General features: G+C 52.0%; 24 protein-coding genes. 20 read left to right on the top strand and 4 right to left on the bottom strand.

From position 1 onward, the window contains the following. The first annotated feature begins 24 nt into the window (after positions 1–24). From QY332_00735 to QY332_00705, 7 genes are all read left to right on the top strand, one after another. Positions 25–1,752 carry a bifunctional sulfate adenylyltransferase/adenylylsulfate kinase gene (locus QY332_00735; protein ID WKZ36448.1) on the top strand — a complete coding sequence of 576 codons (1,728 nt, stop codon included), beginning with the start codon at positions 25–27 and terminating at the stop codon, positions 1,750–1,752. A 30-nt stretch (positions 1,753–1,782) separates the two neighbouring features. Continuing rightward, positions 1,783–3,411 (top strand): phospholipid carrier-dependent glycosyltransferase, encoded by a 1,629-nt coding sequence (locus QY332_00730; GenBank protein ID WKZ36447.1) that lies wholly within the window; start codon positions 1,783–1,785, stop codon positions 3,409–3,411. A 15-nt stretch (positions 3,412–3,426) separates the two neighbouring features. Then, positions 3,427–4,254 (top strand): SDR family oxidoreductase, encoded by an 828-nt coding sequence (locus tag QY332_00725; GenBank protein ID WKZ36446.1) that lies wholly within the window; start codon positions 3,427–3,429, stop codon positions 4,252–4,254. A gap of 43 nt (positions 4,255–4,297) precedes the next feature. Beyond that, positions 4,298–5,530, top strand: a complete 1,233-nt coding sequence (locus QY332_00720; GenBank protein WKZ36445.1) for an acylneuraminate cytidylyltransferase — start codon at positions 4,298–4,300, stop codon at positions 5,528–5,530. Positions 5,531–5,532: 2 nt separating this feature from the next. Then, positions 5,533–6,414, top strand: a complete 882-nt coding sequence (locus QY332_00715) for an N-acetylneuraminate synthase family protein (GenBank protein ID WKZ36444.1) — start codon at positions 5,533–5,535, stop codon at positions 6,412–6,414. A gap of 108 nt (positions 6,415–6,522) precedes the next feature. Next, entirely contained in the window at positions 6,523–7,377 is an 855-nt protein-coding gene (locus QY332_00710) for a sulfotransferase domain-containing protein (GenBank protein WKZ36443.1), read from the top strand. A 6-nt stretch (positions 7,378–7,383) separates the two neighbouring features. Beyond that, positions 7,384–9,021, top strand: coding sequence for a hypothetical protein (locus QY332_00705; protein WKZ36442.1), 1,638 nt, complete (start codon positions 7,384–7,386; stop codon positions 9,019–9,021). On the opposite strand, the gene QY332_00700 is transcribed toward QY332_00705, so the two are convergent. Together QY332_00700 and QY332_00695 are read right to left on the bottom strand one after the other, a co-directional pair. Beyond that, positions 9,005–9,610: a lysophospholipid acyltransferase family protein gene (locus QY332_00700; protein ID WKZ36441.1), complete on the bottom strand. Its 606-nt coding sequence runs from the start codon at positions 9,608–9,610 to the stop codon at positions 9,005–9,007. The genes QY332_00705 and QY332_00700 overlap by 17 nt on opposite strands. A 51-nt stretch (positions 9,611–9,661) precedes the next feature. Then, positions 9,662–10,210 carry a DinB family protein gene (locus QY332_00695; protein ID WKZ36440.1) on the bottom strand — a complete coding sequence of 183 codons (549 nt, stop codon included), beginning with the start codon at positions 10,208–10,210 and terminating at the stop codon, positions 9,662–9,664. A gap of 68 nt (positions 10,211–10,278) precedes the next feature. Here QY332_00695 and QY332_00690 point away from each other — a divergent pair, with 68 nt between their 5' ends. Beyond that, positions 10,279–11,127: a sulfotransferase domain-containing protein gene (locus tag QY332_00690; protein WKZ36439.1), complete on the top strand. Its 849-nt coding sequence runs from the start codon at positions 10,279–10,281 to the stop codon at positions 11,125–11,127. A gap of 84 nt (positions 11,128–11,211) precedes the next feature. Here QY332_00690 and QY332_00685 read toward each other — a convergent pair whose 3' ends face one another. Continuing rightward, positions 11,212–11,679 carry an isoprenylcysteine carboxylmethyltransferase family protein gene (locus QY332_00685; GenBank protein ID WKZ36438.1) on the bottom strand — a complete coding sequence of 156 codons (468 nt, stop codon included), beginning with the start codon at positions 11,677–11,679 and terminating at the stop codon, positions 11,212–11,214. 124 nt (positions 11,680–11,803) lie between these two features. Between QY332_00685 and QY332_00680 the strand changes: the two genes are divergently transcribed. The 10 genes from QY332_00680 to QY332_00635 are packed head-to-tail and all read left to right on the top strand — an operon-like array spanning position 11,804 to position 20,847. After that, the gene (locus tag QY332_00680; GenBank protein ID WKZ36437.1) at positions 11,804–12,460 is read left to right on the top strand and encodes a helix-turn-helix domain-containing protein; all 657 of its coding nucleotides are present in this window, start codon (positions 11,804–11,806) and stop codon (positions 12,458–12,460) included. Between the two features lie 3 nt (positions 12,461–12,463). Next, the gene (locus QY332_00675; protein ID WKZ36436.1) at positions 12,464–13,402 is read left to right on the top strand and encodes a glycosyltransferase family 2 protein; all 939 of its coding nucleotides are present in this window, start codon (positions 12,464–12,466) and stop codon (positions 13,400–13,402) included. Next, complete coding sequence (locus QY332_00670; protein ID WKZ36435.1) at positions 13,399–14,223, top strand: GNAT family N-acetyltransferase; 825 nt, start codon at positions 13,399–13,401, stop codon at positions 14,221–14,223. The genes QY332_00675 and QY332_00670 overlap by 4 nt, the downstream gene beginning before the upstream one ends. Before the next feature lie 14 nt (positions 14,224–14,237). Continuing rightward, complete coding sequence (locus QY332_00665; protein WKZ36434.1) at positions 14,238–14,900, top strand: acylneuraminate cytidylyltransferase family protein; 663 nt, start codon at positions 14,238–14,240, stop codon at positions 14,898–14,900. A gap of 3 nt (positions 14,901–14,903) precedes the next feature. Next, positions 14,904–16,928, top strand: coding sequence for a hypothetical protein (locus tag QY332_00660; GenBank protein ID WKZ36433.1), 2,025 nt, complete (start codon positions 14,904–14,906; stop codon positions 16,926–16,928). Between the two features lie 9 nt (positions 16,929–16,937). Then, positions 16,938–17,897, top strand: coding sequence for a phosphoglycerate dehydrogenase (locus QY332_00655; GenBank protein WKZ36432.1), 960 nt, complete (start codon positions 16,938–16,940; stop codon positions 17,895–17,897). Next, positions 17,890–18,648, top strand: a complete 759-nt coding sequence (locus tag QY332_00650; protein WKZ36431.1) for an SDR family oxidoreductase — start codon at positions 17,890–17,892, stop codon at positions 18,646–18,648. Before QY332_00655 ends, QY332_00650 begins: the two co-directional genes overlap by 8 nt. Continuing rightward, complete coding sequence (locus QY332_00645) at positions 18,645–19,022, top strand: hypothetical protein (GenBank protein WKZ36430.1); 378 nt, start codon at positions 18,645–18,647, stop codon at positions 19,020–19,022. Before QY332_00650 ends, QY332_00645 begins: the two co-directional genes overlap by 4 nt. 1 nt (position 19,023) lies before the next feature. Then, positions 19,024–19,839: a DUF115 domain-containing protein gene (locus QY332_00640; protein ID WKZ36429.1), complete on the top strand. Its 816-nt coding sequence runs from the start codon at positions 19,024–19,026 to the stop codon at positions 19,837–19,839. 3 nt (positions 19,840–19,842) lie between these two features. Continuing rightward, positions 19,843–20,847, top strand: coding sequence for a glycosyltransferase family 2 protein (locus tag QY332_00635; protein ID WKZ36428.1), 1,005 nt, complete (start codon positions 19,843–19,845; stop codon positions 20,845–20,847). A 5-nt stretch (positions 20,848–20,852) separates the two neighbouring features. Here QY332_00635 and QY332_00630 read toward each other — a convergent pair whose 3' ends face one another. Continuing rightward, positions 20,853–22,391, bottom strand: a complete 1,539-nt coding sequence (locus tag QY332_00630; protein ID WKZ36427.1) for a glycosyltransferase family 39 protein — start codon at positions 22,389–22,391, stop codon at positions 20,853–20,855. A gap of 143 nt (positions 22,392–22,534) precedes the next feature. Between QY332_00630 and QY332_00625 the strand changes: the two genes are divergently transcribed. Further along, a complete protein-coding gene (locus tag QY332_00625; GenBank protein ID WKZ36426.1) occupies positions 22,535–24,058 on the top strand; it encodes a glycosyltransferase family 39 protein in 1,524 nt (507 codons plus the stop codon). Positions 24,059–24,168: 110 nt separating this feature from the next. Further along, the gene (locus tag QY332_00620) at positions 24,169–25,728 is read left to right on the top strand and encodes a sulfatase (GenBank protein ID WKZ36425.1); all 1,560 of its coding nucleotides are present in this window, start codon (positions 24,169–24,171) and stop codon (positions 25,726–25,728) included. Positions 25,729–25,794 lie beyond the last annotated feature (66 nt).

Here is a 25,794-nt window from a genome sequence, read left to right as displayed (position 1 = left end):
TCTCTTAAATACAATGGAGTAATAATGGCAAAAGCAAAATTGATCCCCCCCTACGGTGGAAAACTGGTGAACTTGCTCCTGGAAGGCAGGGAACGTGAGGAATTGCTTGCCCGTGCCGGGCAGCTTCCCTCGATAAAGATCACCATGCGCAACCTGTGTGACCTTGAGTTGATCGCCAGCGGCGGTTTTTCCCCGCTGGCGACCTTCATGGGAAAAGCCGACTATGACCGCGTATTGAAGGAAATGCGGCTTGCAGATGGAACGCTCTTTCCGCTTCCCATCACACTCACGGCTGATCCCGCTGAACTGCCGACCGTTGGCGAGGAACTGGCTCTGCGCAGCGCAAACTTTGACCTGATCGCAGTGATGACCCTCCAGGAGATTTATCATTGGGATGCCGGCACGGAGGCTGCGCTTGCCTACGGCTCAACCGACTCCAAGCACCCGATGGTTTCCGAAATCGAACGCTGGGGCAAGGTCTGCATTTCCGGACCCATGCAGGTGGTCAATCTTCCCAAGTATTATGACTTTGTGAATTTGCGCCACACTCCCGCACAGGTTCGCGCGATGCTTGAGAAGATGGGGCATGATAATGTCGTCGCCTTCCAGACGCGCAATCCCCTGCACCGTATTCACGAAGAGCTGACTAAGCGCGCCGCCGCACAGGTACATGGCTCGCTCATCATTCATCCTGTGGTCGGCATGACCAAGCCCGGTGATGTGGACCATTACACCCGCGTCCGCACGTATAAGGCATTGGTGGATAATTATTACGACAAGAAAAACACCATGCTCAGCCTGCTCCCGCTCGCCATGCGCATGGCAGGACCCAAGGAGGCCCTGCTGCACGCCATCATCCGCCGCAACCACGGTGCAAACCACTTCGTGGTCGGACGCGATCATGCCGGGCCGGGAAATGATTCCACGGGCAAGCCGTTCTACGGTCCGTATGAGGCGCAGGAGATCATGAAACAGTACGAGGCCGAACTCGGCGTCAAGATGATTCCGTTTGAAACGCTGGTCTATCTTCCCGACGAAGATCGGTATGTCGAAGAAAAGGATGTGCCCAAGGGCGCCAACGTTGCGAATATCTCCGGCACCCAGGTCCGCGATGAATATCTTACGAAAGGCAAACTGCTTCCGGAATGGTTCACCCGCCCTGAGACTGCGGAAATTTTGCGTGAGATGTATCCCCCGCGCCACAAGCAGGGATTTGGAATCTGGTTCACCGGTTTGAGCGGTTCCGGCAAGTCAGCCACCACGCAGGTGCTTACCACGCTGCTCCTCGAGCGCGGACGCGAAACCGCTGTCCTCGATGGGGATGTTGTCCGCACGCATCTTTCAAAGGGACTCGGCTTTAGCAAGGAAGACCGCGATACAAACATCCTGCGCATCGGTTTTGTCGCCGGCGAGATCACCCATGCAGGCGGTGCCGTTGTTTGTGCGGCAATCAGCCCCTATCGCGCCACACGTGCCGAAGCCCGCAAGATGGTCGGCGAAAACTTCATCGAAGTGTATATGGACACCCCCGTCGAGGTCTGTGAGGAACGCGACGTGAAGGGTCTCTATGCAAAAGCACGTCAGGCCATGCAGGATGGCAAACCCATGGGCTTCACTGGTGTGGACGATCCCTACGAGCCGCCGATCGATCCTGAGATCACCCTTAAAGGTTTCGGCTCCACTCCCGAAGACAATGCCCGCATCATCATCAACTACCTTGAGGAACAGGGTTTCCTGTTGCCGCAAAAATAATTCGCGGATACATGGCAGGCAATGCGGATCATGCAATCCGCATTGCCTGCCGTCAATCTTATGACTTCGCGCCAATCTTTTCTTGCCTCCCTCCTGATCCTGGGCTTGCTTGCTGGACTGGGAACATTTCTCGTCCTTTATGCAACTCCACAGGGACTCGCGCTTTCTGATGACTCGATTGCATATATCGCAGGCGCGCGCAGCATCCTGGGCGGGGACGGATATCGCGCCGCCTGGCTGGCCTCCAACAAACCCGTCACGCATTTCCCCCCCGGCTTTTCATCGGTTCTTGCGCTCGTCGGCCTCAGCGGACTTGACCCCCTGCGCGGCACGCGCTTTGTAAATTCCCTTTTATTTGGCACGAATATATTCCTGCTTGGTCTTATCGGCTGGCGCATGACCAGATCGCAAATTGCAGGGATCGTGCTGGCTTTCTTATTTCTGGTGAATGCATCCTTGTTCCGTGTTCACACCGCTGCAATGAGCGAACCGCTGTACATTTTCTTCACTCTTGCATCATTTTTATCCTTTTCTCGATATTTTGGAACGCAACAGCTTGTTGATGCAAACGCAGGAGCAGGCTCCCGCACCCCAACCAGCTGGCTCTTTCTCACTGCTGTTCTCACCGCCTTCGCCTACCTGACCCGTTACGCAGGTCTTGCCCTGCTCGCCACGTTTGGCGTTGCCCTCATCCTTCTCCATGACACGTGGCACAAACGGCTGGTCAGTGCGGGCACCTTCCTTGCGGGCTTCATTCCCTTTGCCCTCGCCTGGAGCATCCGCAACCGTCTGCTCGCGGACAGCGCCACCAACCGCACGGTCGTCTATCATCCCATCACCCTTGAAAACATCCAGATGGGAATCTATAACTTCTCCGTCTTCCTCATGCCCTTTGAAGAGTGGCGCCGCGCGTTGATGCGGATTCCCAACTTCTTTGCTGCCCTGCTCATATTCATCGTCTCGGTTTTACTTATATGGATGGTGCTCAAGGGATTGAAAAAATTCTTCAAGCCGGCCACCGAGATGACGGAAGTACTCTCCTTTATCAACACCCTGTATGTCTTCGGCTATCTTTCATCCCTCATCGTAACCATGACATGGTTCGACGCTGCCACAAAATTCCAACTCCGCATCGTCGCGCCGGTCTTCGTCAGCCTGTTGATCATGCTGGCCTTCTTCGGCGTCTGGCTGTGGCAAAAACAAAAGACCCTTTGGCGCGCAGCGGTAATCGTTCTTGCGCTTTGTATCTTCACGCTTTCTGTACAGGCTATGTCCGGTACAATGGCCCAACTCCGCAAAGGCGGCCAGGGATATGCATCCTTCCGCTGGTTTGATTCAGAAGCCATGCAATTCCTGCGCGGGCTCCCCGAAGGAGCGCGCATTTACAGCAATCAAGTCGGTCCCGTTTATTTGTACACGGGTCGTGCCGGCTACGTTCTTCCCGATCGCGTGGATGCCGTCACTGGGCTTCCGCGCGGGCGTTATGAGGAGGGCATTGCCGAACTCCAACAGGACGTGCTTTCCGGTGAAGCGGTCCTGGCGCTCTTCAGGTTCGGCGCGGCGGACGAAGATGTCCAATCCGTTTACATGGATATTTCCAATGGTTTATATCTCGCACATGACACGCGCGGCGATAAGATTTATACTGCATTTCCATAGAGGAAGCATAAGAAGATGACCATATTCGATAAATTCAACTTGAAGGACCATGTTGCCATTGTGACGGGCGGCGGCGGCCAGTTGGGATTTGAATTCTGCAAAACCCTCGCTGAAGCAGGCGCATCTGTTGTTGCGGCAGATCTAAATATGGAACTCGCCGCCCAAACTGCAATGCGCCTCACTGAGTCTGGTTATGCTGCGATGGCATTTCCTCTTGACGTGACCCGCCTCGAATCGACCCGTGAATTGGTCGCTGAAACCGTCAGGCAGTTCAGCCGCATCGACATTCTCGTCAATAGCGCCGCGCTCGATCCAAAATTTGACCCGGCTGCCGCTTCAAAGGGAATCGCGCCCGGCGCCTTTGAGGATTATCCGCTCGAAGACTGGAATGCCGCACTCAACGTCAACCTGACAGGCATGTTCCTGACCACGCAGGCTTGCGTTAACCAAATGATCGCGCAGGGCAAAAAAGGCAGTATCATCAACATCTGTTCCACGTACGGACTTAACGGTCCCGACCAGCGCATTTACATCAAAGATGGCAAACGTGTTGCGTATAAGCCCGTGTATTACACAACCACCAAGGCAGGCGTAATGGGATTCACCCAATATCTTGCGGCTTATTATGCCGGGACCAGGATTCGCGTCAATGCGCTCACGCCCGGTGGCGTGTACAATAATCACGAAGAATACTTCGTCAGGAATTACTCCGCCAAGACCATTTTGGGCAGGATGGCGGAGAAGGACGAAATGAACGGCGCACTCCTTTTCCTCGCCTCCGACGCATCCTCCTATATGACGGGCAACAACGTCATCGTGGACGGCGGTTGGACGGCTTGGTAAATCATGCAGGGACACAGCGCCGCTGTGTCCCTGCGGAGATGATATGACCGAAATTCTCGCCCTAATTCCCGCCCGCGGCGGCTCGAAAGGCATTCCGCGCAAGAACATCCGCAGTTTTGCGGGTTATCCGCTGATTGCCTGGAGCATTGCCGCGGCAAAACAGTCTGAATTGGTGACGCGGATCATTGTTTCAACGGATGATGAGGCGATCGCTGAAGTTGCCCGGGAATGGGGTGCGGAGGCGCCCTTCCTGCGCCCCGTTGAACTGGCACAGGACAAGACAACAGATTTACCGGTCTTTGAACACGCCCTCAAATGGCTGGAGGACGTGGAGGGATATCGCCCGGAAGTTGTCGTCCAACTACGCCCGACCTCTCCCATACGTCCTACGTCCATGGTGGACGATGCGATACGCATTTTGCTGAACCACAAGGATGCAGATTGCATGCGCGGCGTTGTCCCTGCGGGTCAAAATCCTTTCAAAATGTGGCGTTTCCATGGCGAAGACAAACCGTTGAATCCCTTACTTGAAGTGGAAGGCATCCCCGAACCGTACAATGCCCCGCGTCAGGTTTTGCCGCCTGTCTATTGGCAGACGGGACATATTGACGTCATCCGCACCTCGACGATTGCGGACAAGAAATCGTTGACAGGTGATGTCATCTATCCGCTGGTGATCGACCCGAAGTATACGGTGGATATTGATACCCTCTCCGATTGGGCCAAGTACGAAGCGGTTATCTACGGCGGATTGGAGGTGGTCTCGCCGGGCAACCCCCATCGCTTGATGCCTGAGACCATCGATATGATCATCTGCGACTTTGATGGCGTCGTGACGGACAACCTCGTGCTGACCGACGAGAACGGCAAGGAGGCCGTGTCAGCGTCGCGAAGCGACAGTATGCACATCAAGACCCTGCGCGAGAAGGGCGTGGAGGTGATGATCCTTTCCTCGGAGCCGAATCCCGTTGTCAAGGCGCGTGCGGAAAAGATGGGGGTGGATGCGATTCATGGGATCGGGATGCAGGACAAAGGCCGTGTGATGCGTGAGGTCCTTGATCAGAAAAAGGTCAACGCGGAGAACGTCATCTATGTTGGCAACGACCTCAACGACCTTCCATGCTTCGAGATTGCGGGCTGGTCTGTGGCGGTTGCGGATGCATATCCCGAAGTCATCCGTGCGGCGGATTTTGTGTTGACAAAAAAAGGCGGACACGGAGCGGTGCGTGAACTGTGCGAACTCGTGTTGAAGCAATTATCTCAAAAGGAGAATTAGGAATGGCTCGTGAAATCAAATTTGGAAAGCGAATGATGGGAGACGGCCACCCTGCATACATCATTGCGGAGATCGGTATCAACCATAACGGTGATCTTGATATTGCGAAGAAAATCATTGACGCGGCAGTGCATGCCGGCGCGGATGCGGTCAAATTCCAGAAGCGTACGCCGGAGATCGCCACACCGCCTGATCAGCAAAAACAAATGCGCGAAACACCCTGGGGTTATATTACCTATTTGGATTATCGATATAAAGTGGAATTCAATGAAGAGCAATACCGCGAGATCGACCGTTATTGCATGGAAAAGAAGATCGACTGGATGGTTTCCGTGTGGGATGAGCCGTCGGTTGATTTCATGGAGAAGTTCGACACACCTGCATATAAAGTTCCATCTGCCTCTCTTACCGACCATGACCTGTTGAAATATGTCCGCCAGACGGGCAAGCCTGTCATCATCTCAACGGGCATGTCTACGATGGAGCAGATTCACAAAGGCGTCAATGCGGTCGGCGGAGAGAATCTTGTCATCATGCACTGCACCAGCACATATCCATGCGAACCTGAAGAATTAAATCTCAGGATGATCGAAACGCTGCGCAGGGAATTTCCGAACAACCCGATTGGGTATTCTGGTCACGAAGTGGGGCTTGTCCCCTCTGCAATTGCGATCGCACTTGGTGCAACTTCCATCGAACGTCACATTACGCTTGACCGTGCCATGTGGGGCAGTGACCAGGCCGCATCGGTGGAACCCGGCGGGTTTGAGCGTTTGGTCAAATACATCCGCGTGACCGAGGAGTCGCTTGGGGACGGCGTGAAGAAGGTGTACGAATCCGAAAAAGGTTCGATGAAGAAACTCCGCCGAGTTGTGAACGAGTAGTTTTCAACCACAAAGGATCACACGCGTGCCTGCTGCACGGTGCAGGCAAAGGCGCACGACACAAAAACCTTTGTGACCCTTTGTGTGCCTTTGTGGTAAATTTTCCTTATGTCTTTCGCTCAAAAACTACGCCGCGTACTCCGCCCGCATGGGAAGACCGTCCAAGCCATTCTGCGCTGGAAGCGGTTTTCTTTTGATGAGGCGCCGCCCATCTTTGGCAACTCGAAGCCGAAGAGCGGGTCGCACCTGTTGCTGCAGATCCTCAACGGCTTCACGCGCATCATGCCCTATCGGTATGTGAACGCGGATCCAATCCGCACGATTCGGAAGGATGGCGGAAAGCGGAATGCAGATGAAATTCTTGCAGATTTAAGATCTGTGCCAGGTGGCGTGATCAGCTGGGGATACGTGGATGCCACACCCGAAAACGCCTCTTTCTTAACCGCGGCTGGACGCGTCAACTATTTTATTTACCGCGACCCAAGAGATATGCTCATCTCGCAGGTCTTTTTTGCAACAGACATGCACGAAGAGCACGGGATGCACGCCTATTACAAGTCCCTGCCTGATTTCGGTGCAAGATTGAAGGTGGCGATCACCGGCATTGGCCGGGACGGTTTGAAGATGGTCAGCGTGAAGCAGCGTTACGAAGGCGTCTTCGCATGGCTGGAGCAAAAGAACGTGATGTGCATCCGCTTCGAGGATTTGATCAACAACCGCGACGCAATCCTGCTCGCTATGCTTGATGAAGTGGAAAAGACGGGCTGCCAGATCCCCACTCCGCGCGACAAGGCGTTATCGATTTTAGTGGATGCCATCCAACCAAGGAAGAGTCACACCTTTCGTTCAGGCAAAACGGGCGGGTGGAAAGAGCACTTCAATGAAGAGCACAAGAAACTTTTCAAAGACGTGGCGGGAGATTTGCTGGTCAGACTCGGTTATGAAGAAAATAACGATTGGTAGGGCGGGATGAAGGACTTCTTCAACCAGCGCATCAAACGCGGACTCGTCCGCAGGTTCAATCACATCAGAATCGCCTCTGTCGCGCGCGAAGTGGCTCGTAAAGAACCAAAACCAAACGCTGCGCCAGTCGTCTTCTTCAAGGCATCCACGGGCATTGACGAGCTCTCCTGGAACAGCGGATTTCACCTGCTGGCATCGTGGGCGTTCCGCTTGCAGGGAGTCCCTGTGGCATATTTTGCTTGTAATGCAGGTATGAGCAGGTGCGTGCTGGGCACGAATCGGGATAATCCTCATAAAGACATGCCGTGCAAGTCGTGTGTTTATCAATCGAAAACGCTTTACACGGGCGTTCCTGAAATGACCATGGACGGTGGACCGCAGACCGCTGTGGATTGGTTCGATTTTCAGCGTGATGCGGAACTTGCATCTCGTATCTCGTCCCTTTCCGTCTCCGAACTTTCCACTTTCCACTATCAAGACATCCCTGTCGGCGCGTTATGTTTGCCCGGCTTGCGTTGGATTCTCCGCATCCACCATTTGGAAGATGACGAGAACACATGCTATCTTTTACGTGAATATATTTTGTCCGCGTGGAATGTGGCGCGGAAGTTTTCGAATTTTCTCGATCAGACCCAGCCGAGGGCGGTGGTGGTGTTCAATGGGCAGTTCTTCCCTGAAGCGACAGCGCGCTACGTTGCCCAAAAACGCGGACTGCGTGTCATCACGCACGAAGTCGGTTTGCAGCCTGCCACCGCCTATTTCACCGACGGCGAAGCGACGGCATACCCGATTTACATCCCCGATGAGTTTGAATTGAACGACGAGCAAAACGCCAAACTGGATGCCTATCTTGCAAAGCGTTTTCAGGGCGATTTCACGATGGCGGGCATCAAATTCTGGGCGGACATGAAGGGGCTGGACGACGCCTTCCTGCAAAAAGCGGCTGAATTTAAGCAAACCGTGCCCATCTTTACGAATGTCATTTTCGATACCAGCCAGCCGCACGCCAACACGGTCTTTGAGGATATGTTCGATTGGCTGGATCTGGTCTTGGAGGAAATCCGCTCGCATCCCGAGACTTTGTTCGTTATCCGCGCACACCCTGATGAGTTGCGCGTCCGTAAATCCAGCCGGGAGACGGTTGAAGGTTGGGTGGCAAGCCGCGGCGCGGACAAGGAGTCGAATGTCATCTTTGTCGGTCCGCGTGAGACGCTGAGTTCGTATGAGTTGATTCAAAGATCCAAATTCGTGATGGTGTATAACTCGACCATTGGTCTGGAGGCGTCCATCATGGGTGCGGCGGTATTGTGTGCAGGCAAGGCGCGCTTCACACAATACCCAACTGTGTTCTTTCCGCAGACGGTGGAAGAAGCAAGGAAAATGATGAAAGAATTCTTGGCGGCGGATGCGATTGATACCCCGCTTGAGTTCAAACGCAATGCGCGCCGGTTTTTGTATTATCAGTTGTTCAGAACGTCGCTTCCGTTTGCCGATTTCCTTGAGCCGTCCGTGAGGACCACGCAAACGCGCTTAAAATCTTTTGTGTTGGATGTGTTACTAAAATCCGAATCAGTGAAGGCGATTTTGGACGGGGTGCTGGAAGACGGAGATTTTTTACTGAAGGAACCTACTCCTCCAGCGTGATGTATTTCTTCTTCCGTTTTCTTCTCGGATTGATCCCCTCCAGCCCTGCAAACGCCTCCTGAATGGTTTGCATATCCGCCTCTGTATTCTCAGTGAGATGGAAGACCTCCCCTACATGGGCGGTTTTATTCCTCCCATCCACTTTCGCCATCACAATGGGAATGCCCGCTTTTTGGGCGATGTGATAAAAGCCGCGCTTCCACTCCGTCACATGGTGGCGCGTCCCTTCGGGGGCAATGACGAGGATAAACTTCCCGGCGCGGTTGCAGGCGTCCACCATTTGTTCCACCAATCCAGTCGATTTTTTTCGGTCCACAGGGATGCCGCCGCACCAATAGAAAAACGGTCCATGCGGCGGGCGGAACAACTCCGCCTTGCCCATATAGCGCACGTCCGCTTTCAGGTGGAAGATAATGCCGAGGAACAGGACAAAGTCCCAGTTCGAGGTGTGAGGCGCGCCGATGATGATGAATTTTGGAATGTCGGGCAGGGTCCCTTCCACGCGCCATCCGCGCAGGCGCATGATCGTTTTACTGATCAGTCGAAAGATCGGGCTGATGATGGGAGTGGTGAAAATGGTATTTTTCAATGGAAATCCTCTATTGAACAATTAACCCTGAATTTTGCATATCGTCACTCGCTACAAACCCTTCTTTTCCCTCCATTTTTCGATCATGCGGGAGTGTTGGTTCATATGCCGCCAGTGATACATGATGAGCGTTTCGACCGACTCGACCTGCCTGTGGAGAACCTTTGTCATTTCCTTCGGCGGGGAATATGCCCAGTCATTGACCCCAAATATTCTGAACTCATGAGGCCGCAGGCTTGTGATCAATTCGACCGCTTCCGGGTAATCCCGGTTCAGGTCGTTACGGATGCGCTCGAAAGTCCAGTTTCTTTTCTCGGCAATCTTCATCTCATTCCATTCGTTCCAATCAACCTCTCGTTCCGTCACATTGTCCCTTCGCAGAGTCGCCCGAATCGCTTTCCTGAACTCATCATTCCATGTGACCACATGACCGAGCATATCCTTTATCGTCCAGCCTCCCGCGATAGGTTCGGTGCAAATTAATGCTTCATCAAGGTTCGCGAACGACCTCGCTGCCCGCTCATGCGCCATGGACAGTCGCTGTAAAAAAGCGAACTGTCTGGCGGTATTAACCTGAAGGGTTTTGGAGTTTTTTGACATGTAGATGGATGCTTTATAATTCAAACCAACCCGAGTATAGAAGATAATTCCTTCAATATCAATAGCCGATGTCCATCAAATCATCCCTTCGTTCCATTCTGTACCAAACCGAAAAACTGACACAACGCCTGCGTTACGCCTCCCAACCCGCCGACCTGCCCATTCTGCTCGGCATTTCCTTCCCCAAGAGCGGCACGCATTTGCTTGACCAAATCCTGCTTGGCTTCTCAAACGTCGCGCCGTATGCCAAACGCGTGCATTCGTTCTATGCCGAGTACGAAGGCGAAAGCGGTAAAAAACGCGACCCGCAGCAGGCGTTGGACTGGCTCGATTCACTTCATCCGCGTGACGTTGCCTCCGCGCATCTCTTTGCCCGCCCCGAGGCGATTGCGCGTGTTTGCACCGCTGCATTCGCGCCGTACTTCATCTACCGCGACCCGCGCGATGTGGTCGTCTCGCACGTCTACTACGTCACCGACATGGAGTTGCGCCATGTGCATCATGAGCATTATCAATCACTCCCCGACTTCGACGCGCGGCTTAAGGCTAGTATTTTGGGTAGACCCGATGCCGGTGTAGAATTCCCGAATATTGCCGAACGTTTCGAACCATATCTCGGTTGGCTTGACCATCCCGAAGTGTTGACAATTCACTTCGAAGACTTGATTAAAGACCGGGTGTCGACTCTGACCCGCATCATGGACCATCTCCTCAGCCGCCTTCCGCTTCGGGCTTCCCGACAGCTGATCCTCGACTCCCTCGAAGCCTCCATCAACCCGACCAAGTCCCCGACATTCCGTTCAGGGAAAACAGGCGAATGGAAGAAACACTTCACAGACGGACATAAGAAAATTTTCAAAGAGGCAGCGGGGGATTTGTTAATCCGCCTCGGGTATGAAAAGGACGATGGGTGGTAAAAGCTCCCAGTTAAGAAAGAGCCGAAAACAAACAGGCTGGATGAAGATCACGCTTCATCCAGCCTGTTATCTTTGTGGAAGGATCTAAATCCAGCGGCGGACTTTTGATTTGTAGTTCAGATATTCCGTCCCGAATTTTTCTTCCAGATATTTTTCTTCGGGGATGATGACCCAAATGGTGAGCAGCCAGATGACGAGCGGGAGAAAGATCAAGCCCCACGGCAGTTGAAGGATGGTGACCACCCCGCAGTATACAAATGTGAGACCAAGGTACATGGGGTTGCGTGAGATGCGGAAGGTACCTGATAGAACCAGCGCGGTTGTGGGGCGGTTGGGGTTGGGGGAGGTGCGTACAGAAATCATGCCGATCAAGGCAGGCAGCCCTGCGATCAGATTGGACATGATCAGGAGTGCGCCGATGCCTTGCGCTGCGGTCTTTTCCAAAAAGGGGAGCGGGATGATTTTTTGAAGTGCGAGCGCGATTAAAGCGGACGCGATGTAGATTAAGAATGGGTTGACGGTGACTTGGGCGTGATCTGATTTCTGTTCCATGAGTGCCTCCTTGGTTGACTCGACAATCTGATTCTGCTACACTATTTTCCAGTACAGCCTTGCAATATTGGATAAAGTTTCACTTTATTAAATTTATCAAACAAGATAAGGATTGTCAAGTATTTTGAACAAGCAGAAACCGACCAAACGTGCCTACAATTCCAGCCGCCGCAAGGCACAGGCGCGCCAAACCCGCCTGCAAATCATCGAAGCCGCCCGCAGTTTGTTTATGGAACGCGGCTACGAAGGCGCGACTCTCGATGCGATTGCCGCCGAGGCTGGCGTTGCTGTCGATACGGTGTACGCCGCATTTGGAAGCAAGCGCGGGATTCTCTCGAGCCTGATCGATGTTTCGCTGGTTGGGGATGATGAAGAAACACCATTATTGGAGCGCGAGGGACCGCAGTCCGTTCGGCAGGAGAGAGACCCTCAGCGTCAGGTGGAGTTATTTGCAAGCGATATTACGGCGATCATGGGGCGCATGGCGCCGATTTTCAGCATCATGCGTGCCGCCGCAAAGACGGAACCTGATGTCGGCAAAATGCTTCGTCGGATGCTCGATTCGCGTTTGCAGGGGATGATGGTATTCGTAGAGGCGCTGACTTCCAACAGTTCCCTGCGGAACGGAGTAACTCGACAAGAAGCAGCCGAAACGGTGTGGATGTTGACCAGCGCTGAAATGTATAATCTGGCAATTATGGATCGCGGCTGGTCTAAGGAAAAATATCAACGATGGCTGGCAGATGCGCTGGCGAATTTGCTCCTGCCACGCGGGAAATAGCCCATGAATTGCTCAATTATTATCCGCGCTTATAACGAGGAGAAGTACATCGAGCGTTTGCTGGAAGGGATTCGTCAGCAGACGATCAAAGATGTGGAGATTATCCTTGTCGACTCAGGCTCCACCGACTCGACCGTCGCCATCGCCGAATCCTTTGGTGCGAAGGTCGTCCACATCCCGTCAGCGGAGTTTACGTTTGGGCGTTCGCTCAACTTCGGGGTTAAGTCCGCGACGCGTGAATTCATCGTCATTGCCAGCGCGCATGTCTATCCTGTTTATCCCGATTGGCTGGAGACGTTACTGCGTCCATTTCAGGATGAGCAAGTCGCCCTCGCCTACGGCAAACAGCGCGGATACGAAGGCTCGAAATATTCCGAGCACCAGATCTTCCACCAGTGGTATCCCGATGCGAGCAGCCTTGACCAAGTCACTGCATTTTGCAACAATGCAAATTCAGCGATACGCAAAAGCCTGTGGGACATGCATCCCTACGACGAAACACTGACGGGTCTCGAAGACCTTGAGTGGGGCAAATGGGCGAAGGGGCAGGGACATAAAATTGCTTATGTCGCCGAATCTGAGATCGTCCACATCCACAACGAAACACCGCGCGGAGTCTACAACCGCTATCGCCGCGAAGCGATGGCCTTCAAAAGGATTTACCCCGAATCGCACTTCAGTATTTATGATTTCCTGCGTTTGGCCTTAACCAATATTCTGAGTGACCTCTGGCACGCCATGCGCGAGGGGGGGCTGCTGAAAAGCATTGCATCCATCCTTTGGTTCCGTTTCGCCCAGTTCCACGGCACGCGCATGGGACACCGCGAGACCAGTCTGGTCACACCTCAGTTGCGGGAAACGTTCTATTATGCGCGGGAGCGCAAGAAGAAAGACGAAAGAAAGCGGGATGTAGAGCCGATTCGGTATAATAAAAAACCATGAACCTCTCCCTCACCCCCGCCTCCGACCTCCCCATCGCCACCCTCGCGGAATTGATGACCTGCAGTTTCGAAGGCTATCTTGTCCCCATCACCATCACGGAGGCGGTGATGCACACCATGCTCCGCCGTGACGGTATTGACCTGACGGCAAGCCGCGTACTCATGAAAGACGATGAACCGATCGGCATTGCTTTCATTGCCCGCCGTGGCTGGACGAGTCGACTCGCGGCGATGGGCATCATGTCCAATGCCCGCATCGGCGGTGTAGGGACATGGGCCATGGAACAACTCATTGAAGAAGCAAGGGTGCGCGGCGAAAAGGAAATGGTTCTCGAAGTCATCGAGCAGAATACGGCGGGAGTGAAGTTGTATGAGAAGGTTGGTTTTACAAGAATCCGCAGGCTGGTGGGGTACAAACTGGAAAATCCGCAGGTTGATAAAGCCCATTCATTGGAAGAAATAGATATCCGCGATCTGGCGCGGCAGGTCACTTATCACGGCATGAAAGACCTGCCCTGGCAGTTATCCGGCACGACCATCATCCAGCACACACCGCCATCGCGCGCGTTCCGCCTCAACGATGCCTACTGCCTCATCAGCAGCCCAGACGCCACCGACGTGGCGATCTCGTCGCTGCTGGTCAAGGCTCGCTCACGCGGGGCAGGCTTGAGCGCAGTCCTGCTGCGCGCGCTCTTCGCGAAATTCCCGAATAAGGTCTGGCACGTCTCGCCCATCTACCCCGAAGAAATGGGTTTCATCTTCGAGCAGGCTGGCATGGAGCGCGAGTCGCTTTCGCAGTGGCAGATGACGCGCGGATTGTAAGATAAAATAAGGGCATGAAACTTGCCGCCCTTGTCCCCATGCGACATCATAGCCAGCGTGTGCCTGGCAAAAATTACCGCCCGCTCGCGGGCAAGCCCCTCTTTCAACATATTTTGGAAACGCTGACTGCCGTGCTGGAAATTGACACGGTTATCGTGGACACTGACTCCGAACCTGTGATGGATGGCGTACGCCGCCTCTTTCCTGGTGTGACACTGATTCCACGTCCCGAGCATCTCCGTGCCGACGACGTCCCCATGAACGACATCCTGCTCTATGATACCGCGCAGGTGCAGGCAGATTTTTACCTGCAAACCCATTCAACGAATCCATTATTGAAAGCCGGGACGGTTTCGAGCGCCATTAAAAAATTTAGGATGGATTACCCGAAATACGATTCTTTGTTTTCGGTGACCCGCCTGCAAACCCGCCTATATTTTGAGGATGGATGTGCCATCAACCACAATCCATTGGAATTGATTCAAACTCAAGACCTGCCGCCTGTGTACGAGGAAAATTCCTGCATGTATCTCTTCACCCGCGAAAACCTTGCGAGAAAACATCATCGTATCGGCGATAGGCCATTCATGTTTGAGATTGACAGGGGGGAAGCCTGGGATATTGACGAAGAGCTCGACTTCGAGATCACCGATTTTTTGATGAGAAGAAGGCGATAAGAAATGAACCATATAAAGAAAAAGTTTGGATTCTTTTGGTGGGGTGTTCTCCTAATTGTTGTTGTATCAGCGATTACCTATTTACCATTAGTGAGTCGCTTGGGTTATCTCAATGATGACTGGTATTTAATGTATGACGGCTATGTAGGCGGTGCAGGCTTCTTCCATGAGGTGTTCAAGGAAGATCGTCCCCTGCGGGGATATTTGATGGAATCGGTGTTTTCCCTGTTTGGGATGAACGTGCTATATTATCACTTGAGCGCATTTTTGTTCCGTGTATTGAGTGCGGTTGGATTGCTATGGTTGTGTAATCAACTCTGGCAAAAGCGGGAAATTTACAACCAGTTGGTTGCGCTCCTGTTTGTGATCTATCCTGGCTTTCTTTCCCAAGTCAACCCGATTGATTATCAATCCCAGATAGTGAGCCTTGCCGTCGGCATGTTTTCCGTGGCGCTGACCATCAAGGCTATTCGTTCGGAAAAGCCCATGGAGCGGGTGGGGTTTACAGTTCTGTCTATCCTGTTTGCATGGGTGTATCTTGGGTTGGTGGAGTATTTTATCGGATTCGAAGCCCTTCGACTTGTTGCCGTATTTACACTGGTTTGGCGGGATTACAATAAAACGGCTTCCGCAAGATTGATATCCGTGTTCTGGAAAATTTCTCCGTTTCTGTTGGGTGCGGGTGGATTTTTGCTTTGGCGTTTGTTCTTTTTTGAGGCTGAGAGAAAGGCAACAGATGTGAGTATACAACTCTCTGCCTTATTCGCATCCCCATTGACAAGTCTCAGGTGGTTCAACTATTTGATTCAGGATGTGGTCAATGTTGTAATCGTGGCATGGGCTGTTCCGCTTAATGCATATGCCTTTTCATTGCGCCTGCGGGATGCGTATATTGGGTTTGCCCTTGCTATTTCTGTTGTGCTGGTTGTGCAAGCTTCGTTCCGTTGGCGTCGAGGTATGGAAGATGAAATAAAAGAAGGTGAAGATTCCATTGGCATGCATGAGCAGTTGTGGGTGGCGATGGTTGCCATTGTTGCGGGGTTGATTCCAGTCATACTTGTGAATCGGCATGTCATCTTCCCCGATTATTCGCGGTATGCATTGGCGTCTTCGGTTGGGGTAGCCATCTTATTGTCGGTTGTCTTTGAGAAAATATCCATACCCTCCTTGAGAATGACCGTTGTAAGTTTTTTTATGGCAATTGCGGTTTTGACTCATTATGGCAATGCTGCCCGAGCCGTGGACGAGACCCAGGCTACCCGTAATTTTTGGTGGCAGGTTGCATGGCGTGCGCCGCACATCAACGAAGGTGTGACCTTGATTGCATCGTATCCAAGCTCATTAAGCGAGGACTATTTCATTTGGGGGCCCGCGAACTTGATTTATTACCCTGGGAAACAGAGCACCAACCCTGTGGTTGTAAGATTACCCGCCACTGTATTGACGGGTGAGGTGGCTGCTCAAATCGCCGCAAATGGCGGCTTGGAAACTCGCCTGCGACGGGGGAATTACCTTGAGCGTGATTTCGGAAATGTGCTGGTGATGGTGCAGTCTACTTCGAATAGTTGTGTGCGCTTTATTAACGGCAATGCACCCGAGTTATCGCCATCCGATGCAGATCGTCTTGTGTTGATTGCGCCATATTCACGCTTGGATGCCGTAAGCACAGAGGGCGAGTCGCCCTCTCCACCCGCGCATGTCTTTGGGACTGAACCCGAACGCGGCTGGTGCTATTACTATCAAAAGGCAGATCTTGCCCGCCAGCGCGGCGAGTGGGAAAAGATCCCCACTTTACTCAAAGAGGCCTTGGACAAGGGATATTATCCTGAAGACGGCTTGGAATGGATGCCTTTCCTGCAAGCCTATGTCGTGCAGGGAGATCTGGAAAAGGTGCGTTCTACAACGAGGCTGATCGTTGCGAATAAATTCCTGCGTTTACAGGTCTGTGGGATCATGACAGAGTTTGCTGAAGGAGAACCCTTGTCTTCGGAAGTGAAAATGTTTATTGAAAAGAATATTTGTGAGTGAGCCTTGAAGATGCCGACTGTTCTGATGACCGCCCCGTATATGATTCCGTTTCTGGATCGTTTTCGCCCTGTACTGGCGCAGTACGGAATTAAATTGATTGTTCCTGATGTACAGGAGCGCATGGAAGAAGATGACTTGCTGAAATACGCCGGTCAGTTCGACGGAACCATCTGCGGCGATGACCGTTATACCGTGCGGGTGATCGAAGCCTGCGCGCCGCGCTTGAAGGTGATTTCAAAGTGGGGGACAGGGGTCGATTCAATCGACGCCGAGGCTTGTTCCCGTTTTGGGGTGAGGCTTGGTCGAACGCTGAATGCGTTTACCACCCCCGTTGCGGATACCATCCTCGGTTCCATGCTCGCCTTTGCCCGCCAGGGTCCGTGGATGGACAGGGAGATGAAAAACGGCAAATGGCAGAAAATTCCCAGCAGGGCGTTGAGCGAATGCACGCTCGGCGTGATCGGCGTGGGGAATATCGGCAAGGCGGTCACGCGCCGTGCGCGGGCGTTTGGCATGAAAGTGCTTGGTACGGATATTATTGATGTCGATCACGTCTTCGTTAGCGAAACGGGCATCCATCTTACCGATCTTGATTCTCTGTTGGCTGATTCTGATTTTATTTCAGTGAACTGCGACCTCAACCCAACCTCGTATCATCTCATCAATGCAAGGACGCTGGCAAGGATGAAACCCAGCGCGGTACTCATCAACACTGCACGCGGACCCATCGTGGAGGAAAAGGCTCTTGTCGCAGCACTCAGCTCAGGTCAGATTGGAGGCGCGGCGCTGGATGTCTTCGAGCATGAACCGCTTCCGTTGGATAGTCCGCTTTTGAAAATGGATAACGTCATGCTCGCGCCGCATAATTCCAACTCCAGCCCTGCTGCGTGGGAGCGGGTGCATTGGAATACGATCAAGAATCTGCTGGACGGGCTGGGAATTGATTCGAGTGGATTGAAACATGGATAATAAAACCCTCCTCATCACCGGCGCGGCAGGCGGTATTGGACGCGCCACAGTCGCGCTCTTCGCTGAAAAAGGCTGGCGTGTCATTGGTGTGGATCGGAGCGAATTTGGTGACGGCTTCCCGCAAAATGGGCTCTTCCTCCAATCCGATATCTCCCGTCCCGAAGACATGGAAGCCATCTTCGAGCAGGCAAAATCGTTCACCGACTCGCTTGATGCGCTGGTCAACAACGCGGCGTTGCAGGTGGCAAAACCGCTCGTGGAAACAACCGTCGAGGAGTGGGATGCGGTCATGGCAGCGAATCTGCGCTCCGTATTTCTCGGGGTCAAACTGGCATATCCGCTTCTCAAAGCGGGGAACGGCGGCGCAATTGTGAACGTCTCCTCCGTCCATGCGGTGCAGACCTCCGCAAATATCGCCGCGTACGCCGCATCCAAGGGCGGGCTGCTCGCCCTCACCCGTGCCATGGCAATCGAGTTTGCGTCCGATACTATTCGTGCCAATGCCATCCTGCCCGGCGCAGTGGATACACCCATGCTTCGCGCCGGACTCGGGCGTGGGCACGCCGGGCAGGGCGATGTACAGGAGCGGCTGGATAATCTCGCCCGAAAGACGGTTAGCGGCAAGGTCGGGAAACCGGAAGAGATTGCCCAGGCCATCTACTTCCTTGCCGATAGCGAACAATCCTCCTTCATGACCGGTCAAGCCATGATCGTGGATGGCGGCGCGACTGCCAGATTGAGCACCGAATGACAAGGAAAATAAAAAAATCAAAAGCGATCCATGCATCGAACTGGAATATTGCCCGAACATTTTTTTATGTCAATGCCGGCCTCTGGCTGGTCATCACATTCTTTATCCTTGTGGATATGCTCCTTGATAATAACGGTCTTTCCATGGTGTTGATTGGATTCTTTTTGCTGATAAATGTGACTGCCCTGTTCCTTAGCGGAAGGATGCTGGCACGAAATGGAAAATGGACATATGTTGTTGCGCTTGTCGTTGTGATCTTGAATACTGCACTGACATTTACCGGCTTGCCTGACCCTCTTTACGTCACGGCCTTGATCATCGATATCATCATCCTTTTGGTTTTGATTCCCATGCGGAAACATTATTTCAAATAACATGAAACAAACCATCAAATCCATCATGCCTGCATCTCTTTGGGGTTTGACCCGCAATGCCTACGACTCGTTCAAACGCATCCCTGAACTGCCCGCTGCATATCTCCATCCCTGGCGTCGCGAGAGCATCAGGCGCCTTGCCGAATTGAAGGATGTTCATCAGGGGAAACGTGCCTTTGTCATTGGCAATGGTCCCAGTCTCAGGCAAACTGATCTCAGCAAACTAAAAAACGAATTCACGTTTGGCATGAACCGGATTTATCTGCTCTTTCCCGAACTGGGCTTCACCACCACCTATTTCTGTTCGATCAACGATCTGGTCATCGAACAGTTTGCCGAAGACATCCTTGCGCTGCCCATGCCGAAATTCCTCGCGTGGCGTTCGCATCGCCATTTCGATTCCGGTCTGCCAATCCCCAGAATCCCCGCCTTTGTTTACACATCCTACACCGGACCTCGTTTCTCGCGTGACGTGCGCGGCCGTGTTTGGGAGGGTGCCACGGTTACGACCTTTGCCCTTCAACTTGCGTTCCACATGGGTTTTGAAAAAATCATCCTCATCGGGGTGGACCATAATTTCACGTCCAAAGGCGGGGCGAATAAAATTGTTGTTTCTGATGGCGACGATCCCAATCACGTTTCCCCTGATTATTTTGGAAAGGGCGTCAAATGGCAGTTGCCCGACCTTGATACGTCTGAGGTTGGTTATCTTATGGCGCGCGAAGCTTATCGCAGCGCGGGACGCGAAGTGATTGACGCAACTGTCGGTGGAAAATTAGCCATCTTCCCCAAGGCGGATTACAACTCCCTTTTCTGATCCATGATGAAAAATAGCCGCTTTCTGCTTAATCCGCATCCTGATTCTTCCGCCTCATCCATTAACTCATCCCGAACCGCTCTGCGCATTTCCATCATCACTCCCTCCTACAACCAGGCTGCCTACCTGGAACAAACCATCCAGTCTGTCTTGGATCAGGATTATCCAAATATTGAGTACATCGTCATTGACGGCGCATCCACCGATGGAAGTGTTGAGATCATCCGGAAATACCAGGACAAACTCGCTTACTGGGTCTCGGAAGAGGACAGTGGACAGGCCGAAGCCATCAATAAGGGATTTGCCCGCGCAACAGGTGAGATCATCGCCTGGCTTAACTCGGATGACTACTATCTGCCCAATGCTGTAAGTGCGGCAGTAAGAATCTTGGAAGAAAATTCCGATGTCGTTTTCGTCTATGGGAACATGCTCGCCGTGGATGCGCACGGCAAGACCTTCAATATTATGAAGTACAAACAGTTAACCATCGAAGATTTTTTATGTTTTCAGATTATCGGGCAGCCTGCCGTCTTTATGCGTCGCTCCACCCTGCAACAGACTGGCCGACTTCATCCCACCTTCCATTTTCTGCTCGATCACTTACTTTGGATTCAACTCGCCCAGCGGGGACGAATCCTTCATATCCCTCAAATCTGGTCTGCCGCACGGTATCATGCCGATGCAAAGAATCGCGCCAAAGCCGCCGAGTTTGGGCGTGAAGCCTTTCGCATTTTGGAGACCGTCGCGAAGGATGAAAGCCTCGCACCCATCCTGTCAAAAGTAACTCGTCGCGCCCGTGCCTCCGCCCACCGCGTGGACGCGCGCTACCTGCTTGATGGCGGCCAATCTGTCGCCGCCCTCTCTGCATGGATGCGTGCGTTGTTCATCCACCCGCCCACGGCGCTGGCAAGGATGAATATATTCATGTCGGCTGTCTTAAATCTGCTTGGTTTGGGGGGAATAAGAGAAGGCATCCTGCACGTGCGGGATGCAAGTTACAGGAAATAACCAAATCAACGGTTGCAGCCGCTTTCCGAATACTCATAGATGGTCCAGGAGTCTATCTTTTGCACCCGGCAATAATGGGCTTCGAGATAAGCCGTCTTTTCGCTGATGGAAACCGTGCTTGTTGGAAAACCATAGAGCGGATCTTGCGTTCCTGTATCAATGATGAGTTTGGGGCGATTCCTGATGATATCGTCCAAAAATTCGTTTGTCATTTCCTCATCTGCATAGCCTTCCTGATGAAGCGGGTATTGATACACAAAGCGGGTTGGGTTTTTCCGCTCTGCGAAGTAATTGACCGACACCTCCGCACCCCATAGCAGGACCGAATCATTGGGAGATGTAGTTTCCTGGATATGGTCGATGATGCTTTCGTTCTTTGTCAGCTTCCTGTAGGTGTATAGTTGATCCATAAAACCATAAAAAGACCCCCATATCAGATAGCCTGCCGCGCCGAGGAGGATGACCATTGTCACCAAATTTGGAATGCGCCAGTTCGTCATCAATCTGATGAATCCCCAAAGAGTGAGCCCCGTGAATAGAGCGAGAATGGGGAGCAGGGTCATGTAATAATGAGGGAAGGTCCGACCAGGCATCCCAATTAGGGCAAATTCGACGGGCAGGTTAATCAGACCAATGGTCAGGAGAGGAAGCGCACCTTTCACGGATTGTTTTCGAAACAGAATCAAGACAATTGTCGCTACATATCCCACAACGGCGAATTGAAGCAATCCGGTTCTGGTTAATGGCTTAATTCCTTTTGCAATCACATCCAGTGTGGATGTCAAGTCGCTGTTGATGCGCGCTGAATAGACAAAGTTGTATTCGAACGCTGCGCTCCAAAATTGGGGAAGCGCACCCTGGATGCCGAAGAAAATGACCACACTGGTGCTAAATAACAATCCGCCGGAAAAGAGGAAGAGCATCCCGCGCGCCCACTCTCTGCCCTGTTTTATCGCAAATCTTTGAATTGTGAGATAAAGAACAATGGCAATCCAAACTCCAATGGCAGTCTGCTTTGTGAAGAATGCGATGGCTCCTGTTAACCCAATAAGAAAAAAAATCCAATCGGGGCGGCGTGACTTATCCGTATGATAAACAAGCCATAGCGCGGCGAATTGCAACACCAGTGTGTATTCTGTTGTGAAGTTTCCTCCTTGGAGCAGAGCAACAAGCGACAATAGCCAGAGCAATAGACTAAATACGGCTGGGAAGGGACCGAATAACTTTTTGATGAGCTGGTAGCCAAGAAATGCCGCGAAACATAACAGAATCAGTTCGATCAGCCACACCCCCCAGCGTGAATTGTTCGCAATGGCAAGCCCGGCCGCATTGATATAAAAAACGACGGGCGGCTTGTGGTCCCACATGTCACGGTAGGGCAATTCGCCGTTAAGGATGCGCCAACCGAAATATAAAAACACCCCCGAGTCTCTGAATGTCAACGGCATGTTCAGTGGACTTGTCGGGAGCAGGACACAAAGTGCGCCAACTATAACCAGCAGTTTCTCCCAGATTTTTGTGACTATTTTTAATACTATTTTCATAATTTGTTCTGAAAGCCTCGGGCAAAGTCCTTTGGCCATTTGGGTGATACTACTCTTTATGTATGGTTGACCAAAGATCTTCTTGAATTATAAGCCTTCTCTCAAATCCGCCTGGTAAATCTACGTTACAATTGTTTTACCCTATGCAGCGACATACATCCTTTTTCCCTTCCCGCGCAGCGCGGATAATCGCCCTGCTTGTCATCTTCGCTTTCGGCATTGCCGTTCGCGCATTCGACCTGACTGACCTGCCGCTCGAATTCCATTCCACACGGCAGATGCTTTCGGCGCTCAAGGCCCGCGGCATGTACTACGAAGCCCGCACCGACACCCCGTCATGGGAACGCTCCTTTGCTATTCAGCAATGGAAATTCCGTGCTTCTGTAGAACCTGAATTCTTCGAGCGTGTGGTTGCGTTTACCTATCAGTTCACGGGCGAACAACTCTGGGTCGCGCGCCTGTTCTCATCCCTGTTCTGGATCATTGGCGGTACTTTTCTTTTCCTACTTGCCCGCAGATTCACCTCGACCGATGGCGCGCTTGCTGCGACTGCTGTATATCTCCTTCTTCCGTATGCCATCATTGCCAGCCGCAGTTTCCAACCGGATCCGTTAATGACGATGCTCATTGTCATCTTTTTGTGGGCAGTGTATGAGTGGTCCATTCTCTCTACCCCTTGGAGAAGGGCCGGGGTGAGGGAATGGACATTTGCCATCCTGGCCGGCATCTTTGGCGGACTTGCCATCTTCATCAAGTTCCCTGCCGCATTCTTCGTGGCAGGTGGGGGCTTGGGCGCTGTGCTCAGTCGTGGGTCCGTGAAAGAGGCGTTCAAGAATCCGCAGGTATATGTAATGGCGCTGCTTGGGGTCCTGCCGGGGGCGGGGTATCTCATCTATGGCATCGTCATCGCGGGTTATCTTGGCCAGCAGTTTAGCGGACGTTTCATCCCGGCGCTCTATCTCAGCCCGTCGTATTATCTTGGCTGGCTGAACATGCTCAACCTTGTGCCGGGCGGAATCGTCTTGATGTTTGCCCTGTTCGGATTGTTCTTCCTCGAAGATAAAAAACGCCTCTTCCTTCTCGGACTTTGGGCTGGCTACGCCGTCTTCGGCCTGTACTTTAACTATCACATTTCCACCCACGACTATTACTCCCTGCCCCTAATTCCCATTGTGGCGCTCTCCCTTGCGCCTCTCGCCGATTTTCTCTTCGGCAAACTCGCTCAATTAACGAACACTTATTCCCTGCGCGCCGCCGCCTTCTGCCTTCTGTTTTTCGGTCTTTTCGCTTCCGTATGGAACACCCGCAACCAACTCAATGCTGTGGACTATCGCCCTGAAGCCGAGATGTGGGCGGAGATTGGTGAAAAGGTTGCAGGGTATAATCTTGCCGGGCTGACCCAGGATTACGGTTCCCGCCTTGCCTATTGGGGCTGGCGCAACATCACCTCCTGGCCCACCTCTGGAGATTTGCTTTATCGCGGCAGCCTGCGCGGCGGTCAATTTGATTTCGATGAGCAATTCGAGAGCACTATCCAAAAGAAGGATTTGTTTGTGGTGACAGATTTGCATGAGCTGGATCGTCAGCCGCTTCTCAAGGAGAGGTTGGATGAATATCCCGTTTTTGCAGAAGGCGGCGGTTACATCATCTATGGGTTAATAAAATAGTGGTTTGGGTTATAGCTATAATATTGGTATTCGGAACCCCGCCATGCCTCCAATAAAACTTGTTATATAGTTTGTAGGTCAGGGAAAACCTTGAAAGGAAAAAGATATAAATGACCTCCCCAATTGTCAAAACGGTTTTTGCCATTATAGTTGCAAGCCTGCTTTCTGTGAGTTGCAATAATAAAGGCAATGGAACAGATATTGTTGTTTTACCCATGGAGCAACGCCCCAACATCATATTTATTCTTGCAGATGATTTGGATTCAAAGCTTGGAACAATAACCTACATGAACCATTTGCATGAATTGTTGGTGGCTCGTGGGACAACTGTAAATGATTTTCTTGTCACGACTCCAATGTGTTGTCCTTCCCGTGTAAATATATTGCGAGGACAATACACACACAGCCATCAAGTCTATAACAATAGCGCCCCATTTGGAGGGTTTTCAAAATTACACGAAACTGGAAATGAGGCATCTACACTGGCTGTTTGGTTACAGGCAGCAGGATATCGGACTGCTCTTATTGGAAAGTATGTTAATGAATATCCCCTCCGTGATGATCGCACTTATATTCCTCCCGGCTGGTCTGAATGGGCTAGCCCGGGACGGCGGAATGCCTACGGCGGATATGATTATGAATTAAACGAGAACGGAACATTGGTGCCGTACCCCCCTAAGGAAATCTATTATTTCACGGATGTAATGAGTGGCAAGGCGGTGGATTTTATCGAGCGCGCTGTTCAGGGCGACGTTCCCTTTTTTCTTTATCTTCCTACTTTTGCACCGCACGAACCTGCCACTTCCGCCCTTCGGCATCGGGATCTATTCCAATCCATTACCGCCCCCCGCACCCCAGCGTTTAATGAAACGGATGTTAGTGACAAACCGGGTAATATGGCTCGCAACCCCCTGCTGGCAGAAGCGGACTTCTTAAAGATTGATGGTATGTATCGTGATAGAGTCCGTTCGATGCAGGCTGTTGACGAAATGCTCGTGGACCTCATCAGTGTTCTCGAACGGACGGGGCAACTTGAAAACACGTACATTGTATTCGCATCAGATCAGGGTTATCACCTGGGACAACATCGACTGTTGTATGGAAAAAGCACTTTTTATGAAGAAGATATTGTAGTCCCATTTATTGTGAGAGGCCCCGGTATCCCGGAGAATGAAAAAATATCACGCGTATTGGCGGGTAGTGTGGATATTGCGCCCACATTTGCAGAATGGGCAGGGGTGGTTCCCCCTGAATTTGTGGAGGGGAGGTCACTTGCCAGTATTCTGGCAGGCGAGCCCGTCTCTGAAGATGACTGGCGGCAGGCATTCCTCCTTGAACTTTACCCCTTTTCAGTCAGTGCAGATCCAAATAAGATAACATGGCTAGGCAAGGTCATTAATTCAATTTTCGATTTGCCATCTCTCGGATCACCGAAAATTTACCCAAGTTCAACCGGACTTCGCACTCTACAGTACACTTACATAGAACATTCTGATGACTTTGTGGAACTTTACGACAATTCAAAAGACCCCGATCAATTGGAAAATATTTCATTAACGGCCGATGCAGTTCTCCTTGAGCGCTTTTCGATTTGGTTGCGTGAGTTTACAACATGCAGTGGAAAAGAATGTTTGAGCGTGGATGAAGGCATATATGATCCAACGCCATGATTTGCGACGGACGGATTTCCACAAGTTGAGCCGTCAGCCGCTTTTCCAAGAGAGGTTGAATGAGTA

Source organism: Anaerolineales bacterium (genome assembly GCA_030583885.1).
In the GTDB taxonomy this organism is placed as follows: Bacteria; Chloroflexota; Anaerolineae; order Anaerolineales; family Villigracilaceae; genus Villigracilis.
This window is presented reverse-complemented; position numbering and strand designations above follow the sequence as displayed.

Bases quoted from the DNA above. Each gene is read 5' to 3' on its own strand.
- QY332_00655 (WKZ36432.1), top strand. From the start codon at position 16,938: ATGCCGACTGTTCTGATGACCGCCCCGTATATGATTCCGTTTCTGGAT.
- QY332_00735 (WKZ36448.1), top strand. From the start codon at position 25: ATGGCAAAAGCAAAATTGATCCCCCCCTACGGTGGAAAACTGGTGAAC.
- QY332_00670 (WKZ36435.1), top strand. From the start codon at position 13,399: ATGAACCTCTCCCTCACCCCCGCCTCCGACCTCCCCATCGCCACCCTC.
- QY332_00640 (WKZ36429.1), top strand. From the start codon at position 19,024: ATGAAACAAACCATCAAATCCATCATGCCTGCATCTCTTTGGGGTTTG.
- QY332_00660 (WKZ36433.1), top strand. From the start codon at position 14,904: ATGAACCATATAAAGAAAAAGTTTGGATTCTTTTGGTGGGGTGTTCTC.
- QY332_00720 (WKZ36445.1), top strand. From the start codon at position 4,298: ATGACCGAAATTCTCGCCCTAATTCCCGCCCGCGGCGGCTCGAAAGGC.
- QY332_00705 (WKZ36442.1), top strand. From the start codon at position 7,384: ATGAAGGACTTCTTCAACCAGCGCATCAAACGCGGACTCGTCCGCAGG.
- QY332_00690 (WKZ36439.1), top strand. From the start codon at position 10,279: ATGTCCATCAAATCATCCCTTCGTTCCATTCTGTACCAAACCGAAAAA.
- QY332_00650 (WKZ36431.1), top strand. From the start codon at position 17,890: ATGGATAATAAAACCCTCCTCATCACCGGCGCGGCAGGCGGTATTGGA.
- QY332_00645 (WKZ36430.1), top strand. From the start codon at position 18,645: ATGACAAGGAAAATAAAAAAATCAAAAGCGATCCATGCATCGAACTGG.
- QY332_00635 (WKZ36428.1), top strand. From the start codon at position 19,843: ATGATGAAAAATAGCCGCTTTCTGCTTAATCCGCATCCTGATTCTTCC.
- QY332_00730 (WKZ36447.1), top strand. From the start codon at position 1,783: ATGCAATCCGCATTGCCTGCCGTCAATCTTATGACTTCGCGCCAATCT.
- QY332_00620 (WKZ36425.1), top strand. From the start codon at position 24,169: ATGACCTCCCCAATTGTCAAAACGGTTTTTGCCATTATAGTTGCAAGC.
- QY332_00630 (WKZ36427.1), bottom strand. From the start codon at position 22,391: ATGAAAATAGTATTAAAAATAGTCACAAAAATCTGGGAGAAACTGCTG.
- QY332_00695 (WKZ36440.1), bottom strand. From the start codon at position 10,210: ATGTCAAAAAACTCCAAAACCCTTCAGGTTAATACCGCCAGACAGTTC.
- QY332_00725 (WKZ36446.1), top strand. From the start codon at position 3,427: ATGACCATATTCGATAAATTCAACTTGAAGGACCATGTTGCCATTGTG.
- QY332_00685 (WKZ36438.1), bottom strand. From the start codon at position 11,679: ATGGAACAGAAATCAGATCACGCCCAAGTCACCGTCAACCCATTCTTA.
- QY332_00665 (WKZ36434.1), top strand. From the start codon at position 14,238: ATGAAACTTGCCGCCCTTGTCCCCATGCGACATCATAGCCAGCGTGTG.
- QY332_00715 (WKZ36444.1), top strand. From the start codon at position 5,533: ATGGCTCGTGAAATCAAATTTGGAAAGCGAATGATGGGAGACGGCCAC.
- QY332_00625 (WKZ36426.1), top strand. From the start codon at position 22,535: ATGCAGCGACATACATCCTTTTTCCCTTCCCGCGCAGCGCGGATAATC.
- QY332_00675 (WKZ36436.1), top strand. From the start codon at position 12,464: ATGAATTGCTCAATTATTATCCGCGCTTATAACGAGGAGAAGTACATC.
- QY332_00710 (WKZ36443.1), top strand. From the start codon at position 6,523: ATGTCTTTCGCTCAAAAACTACGCCGCGTACTCCGCCCGCATGGGAAG.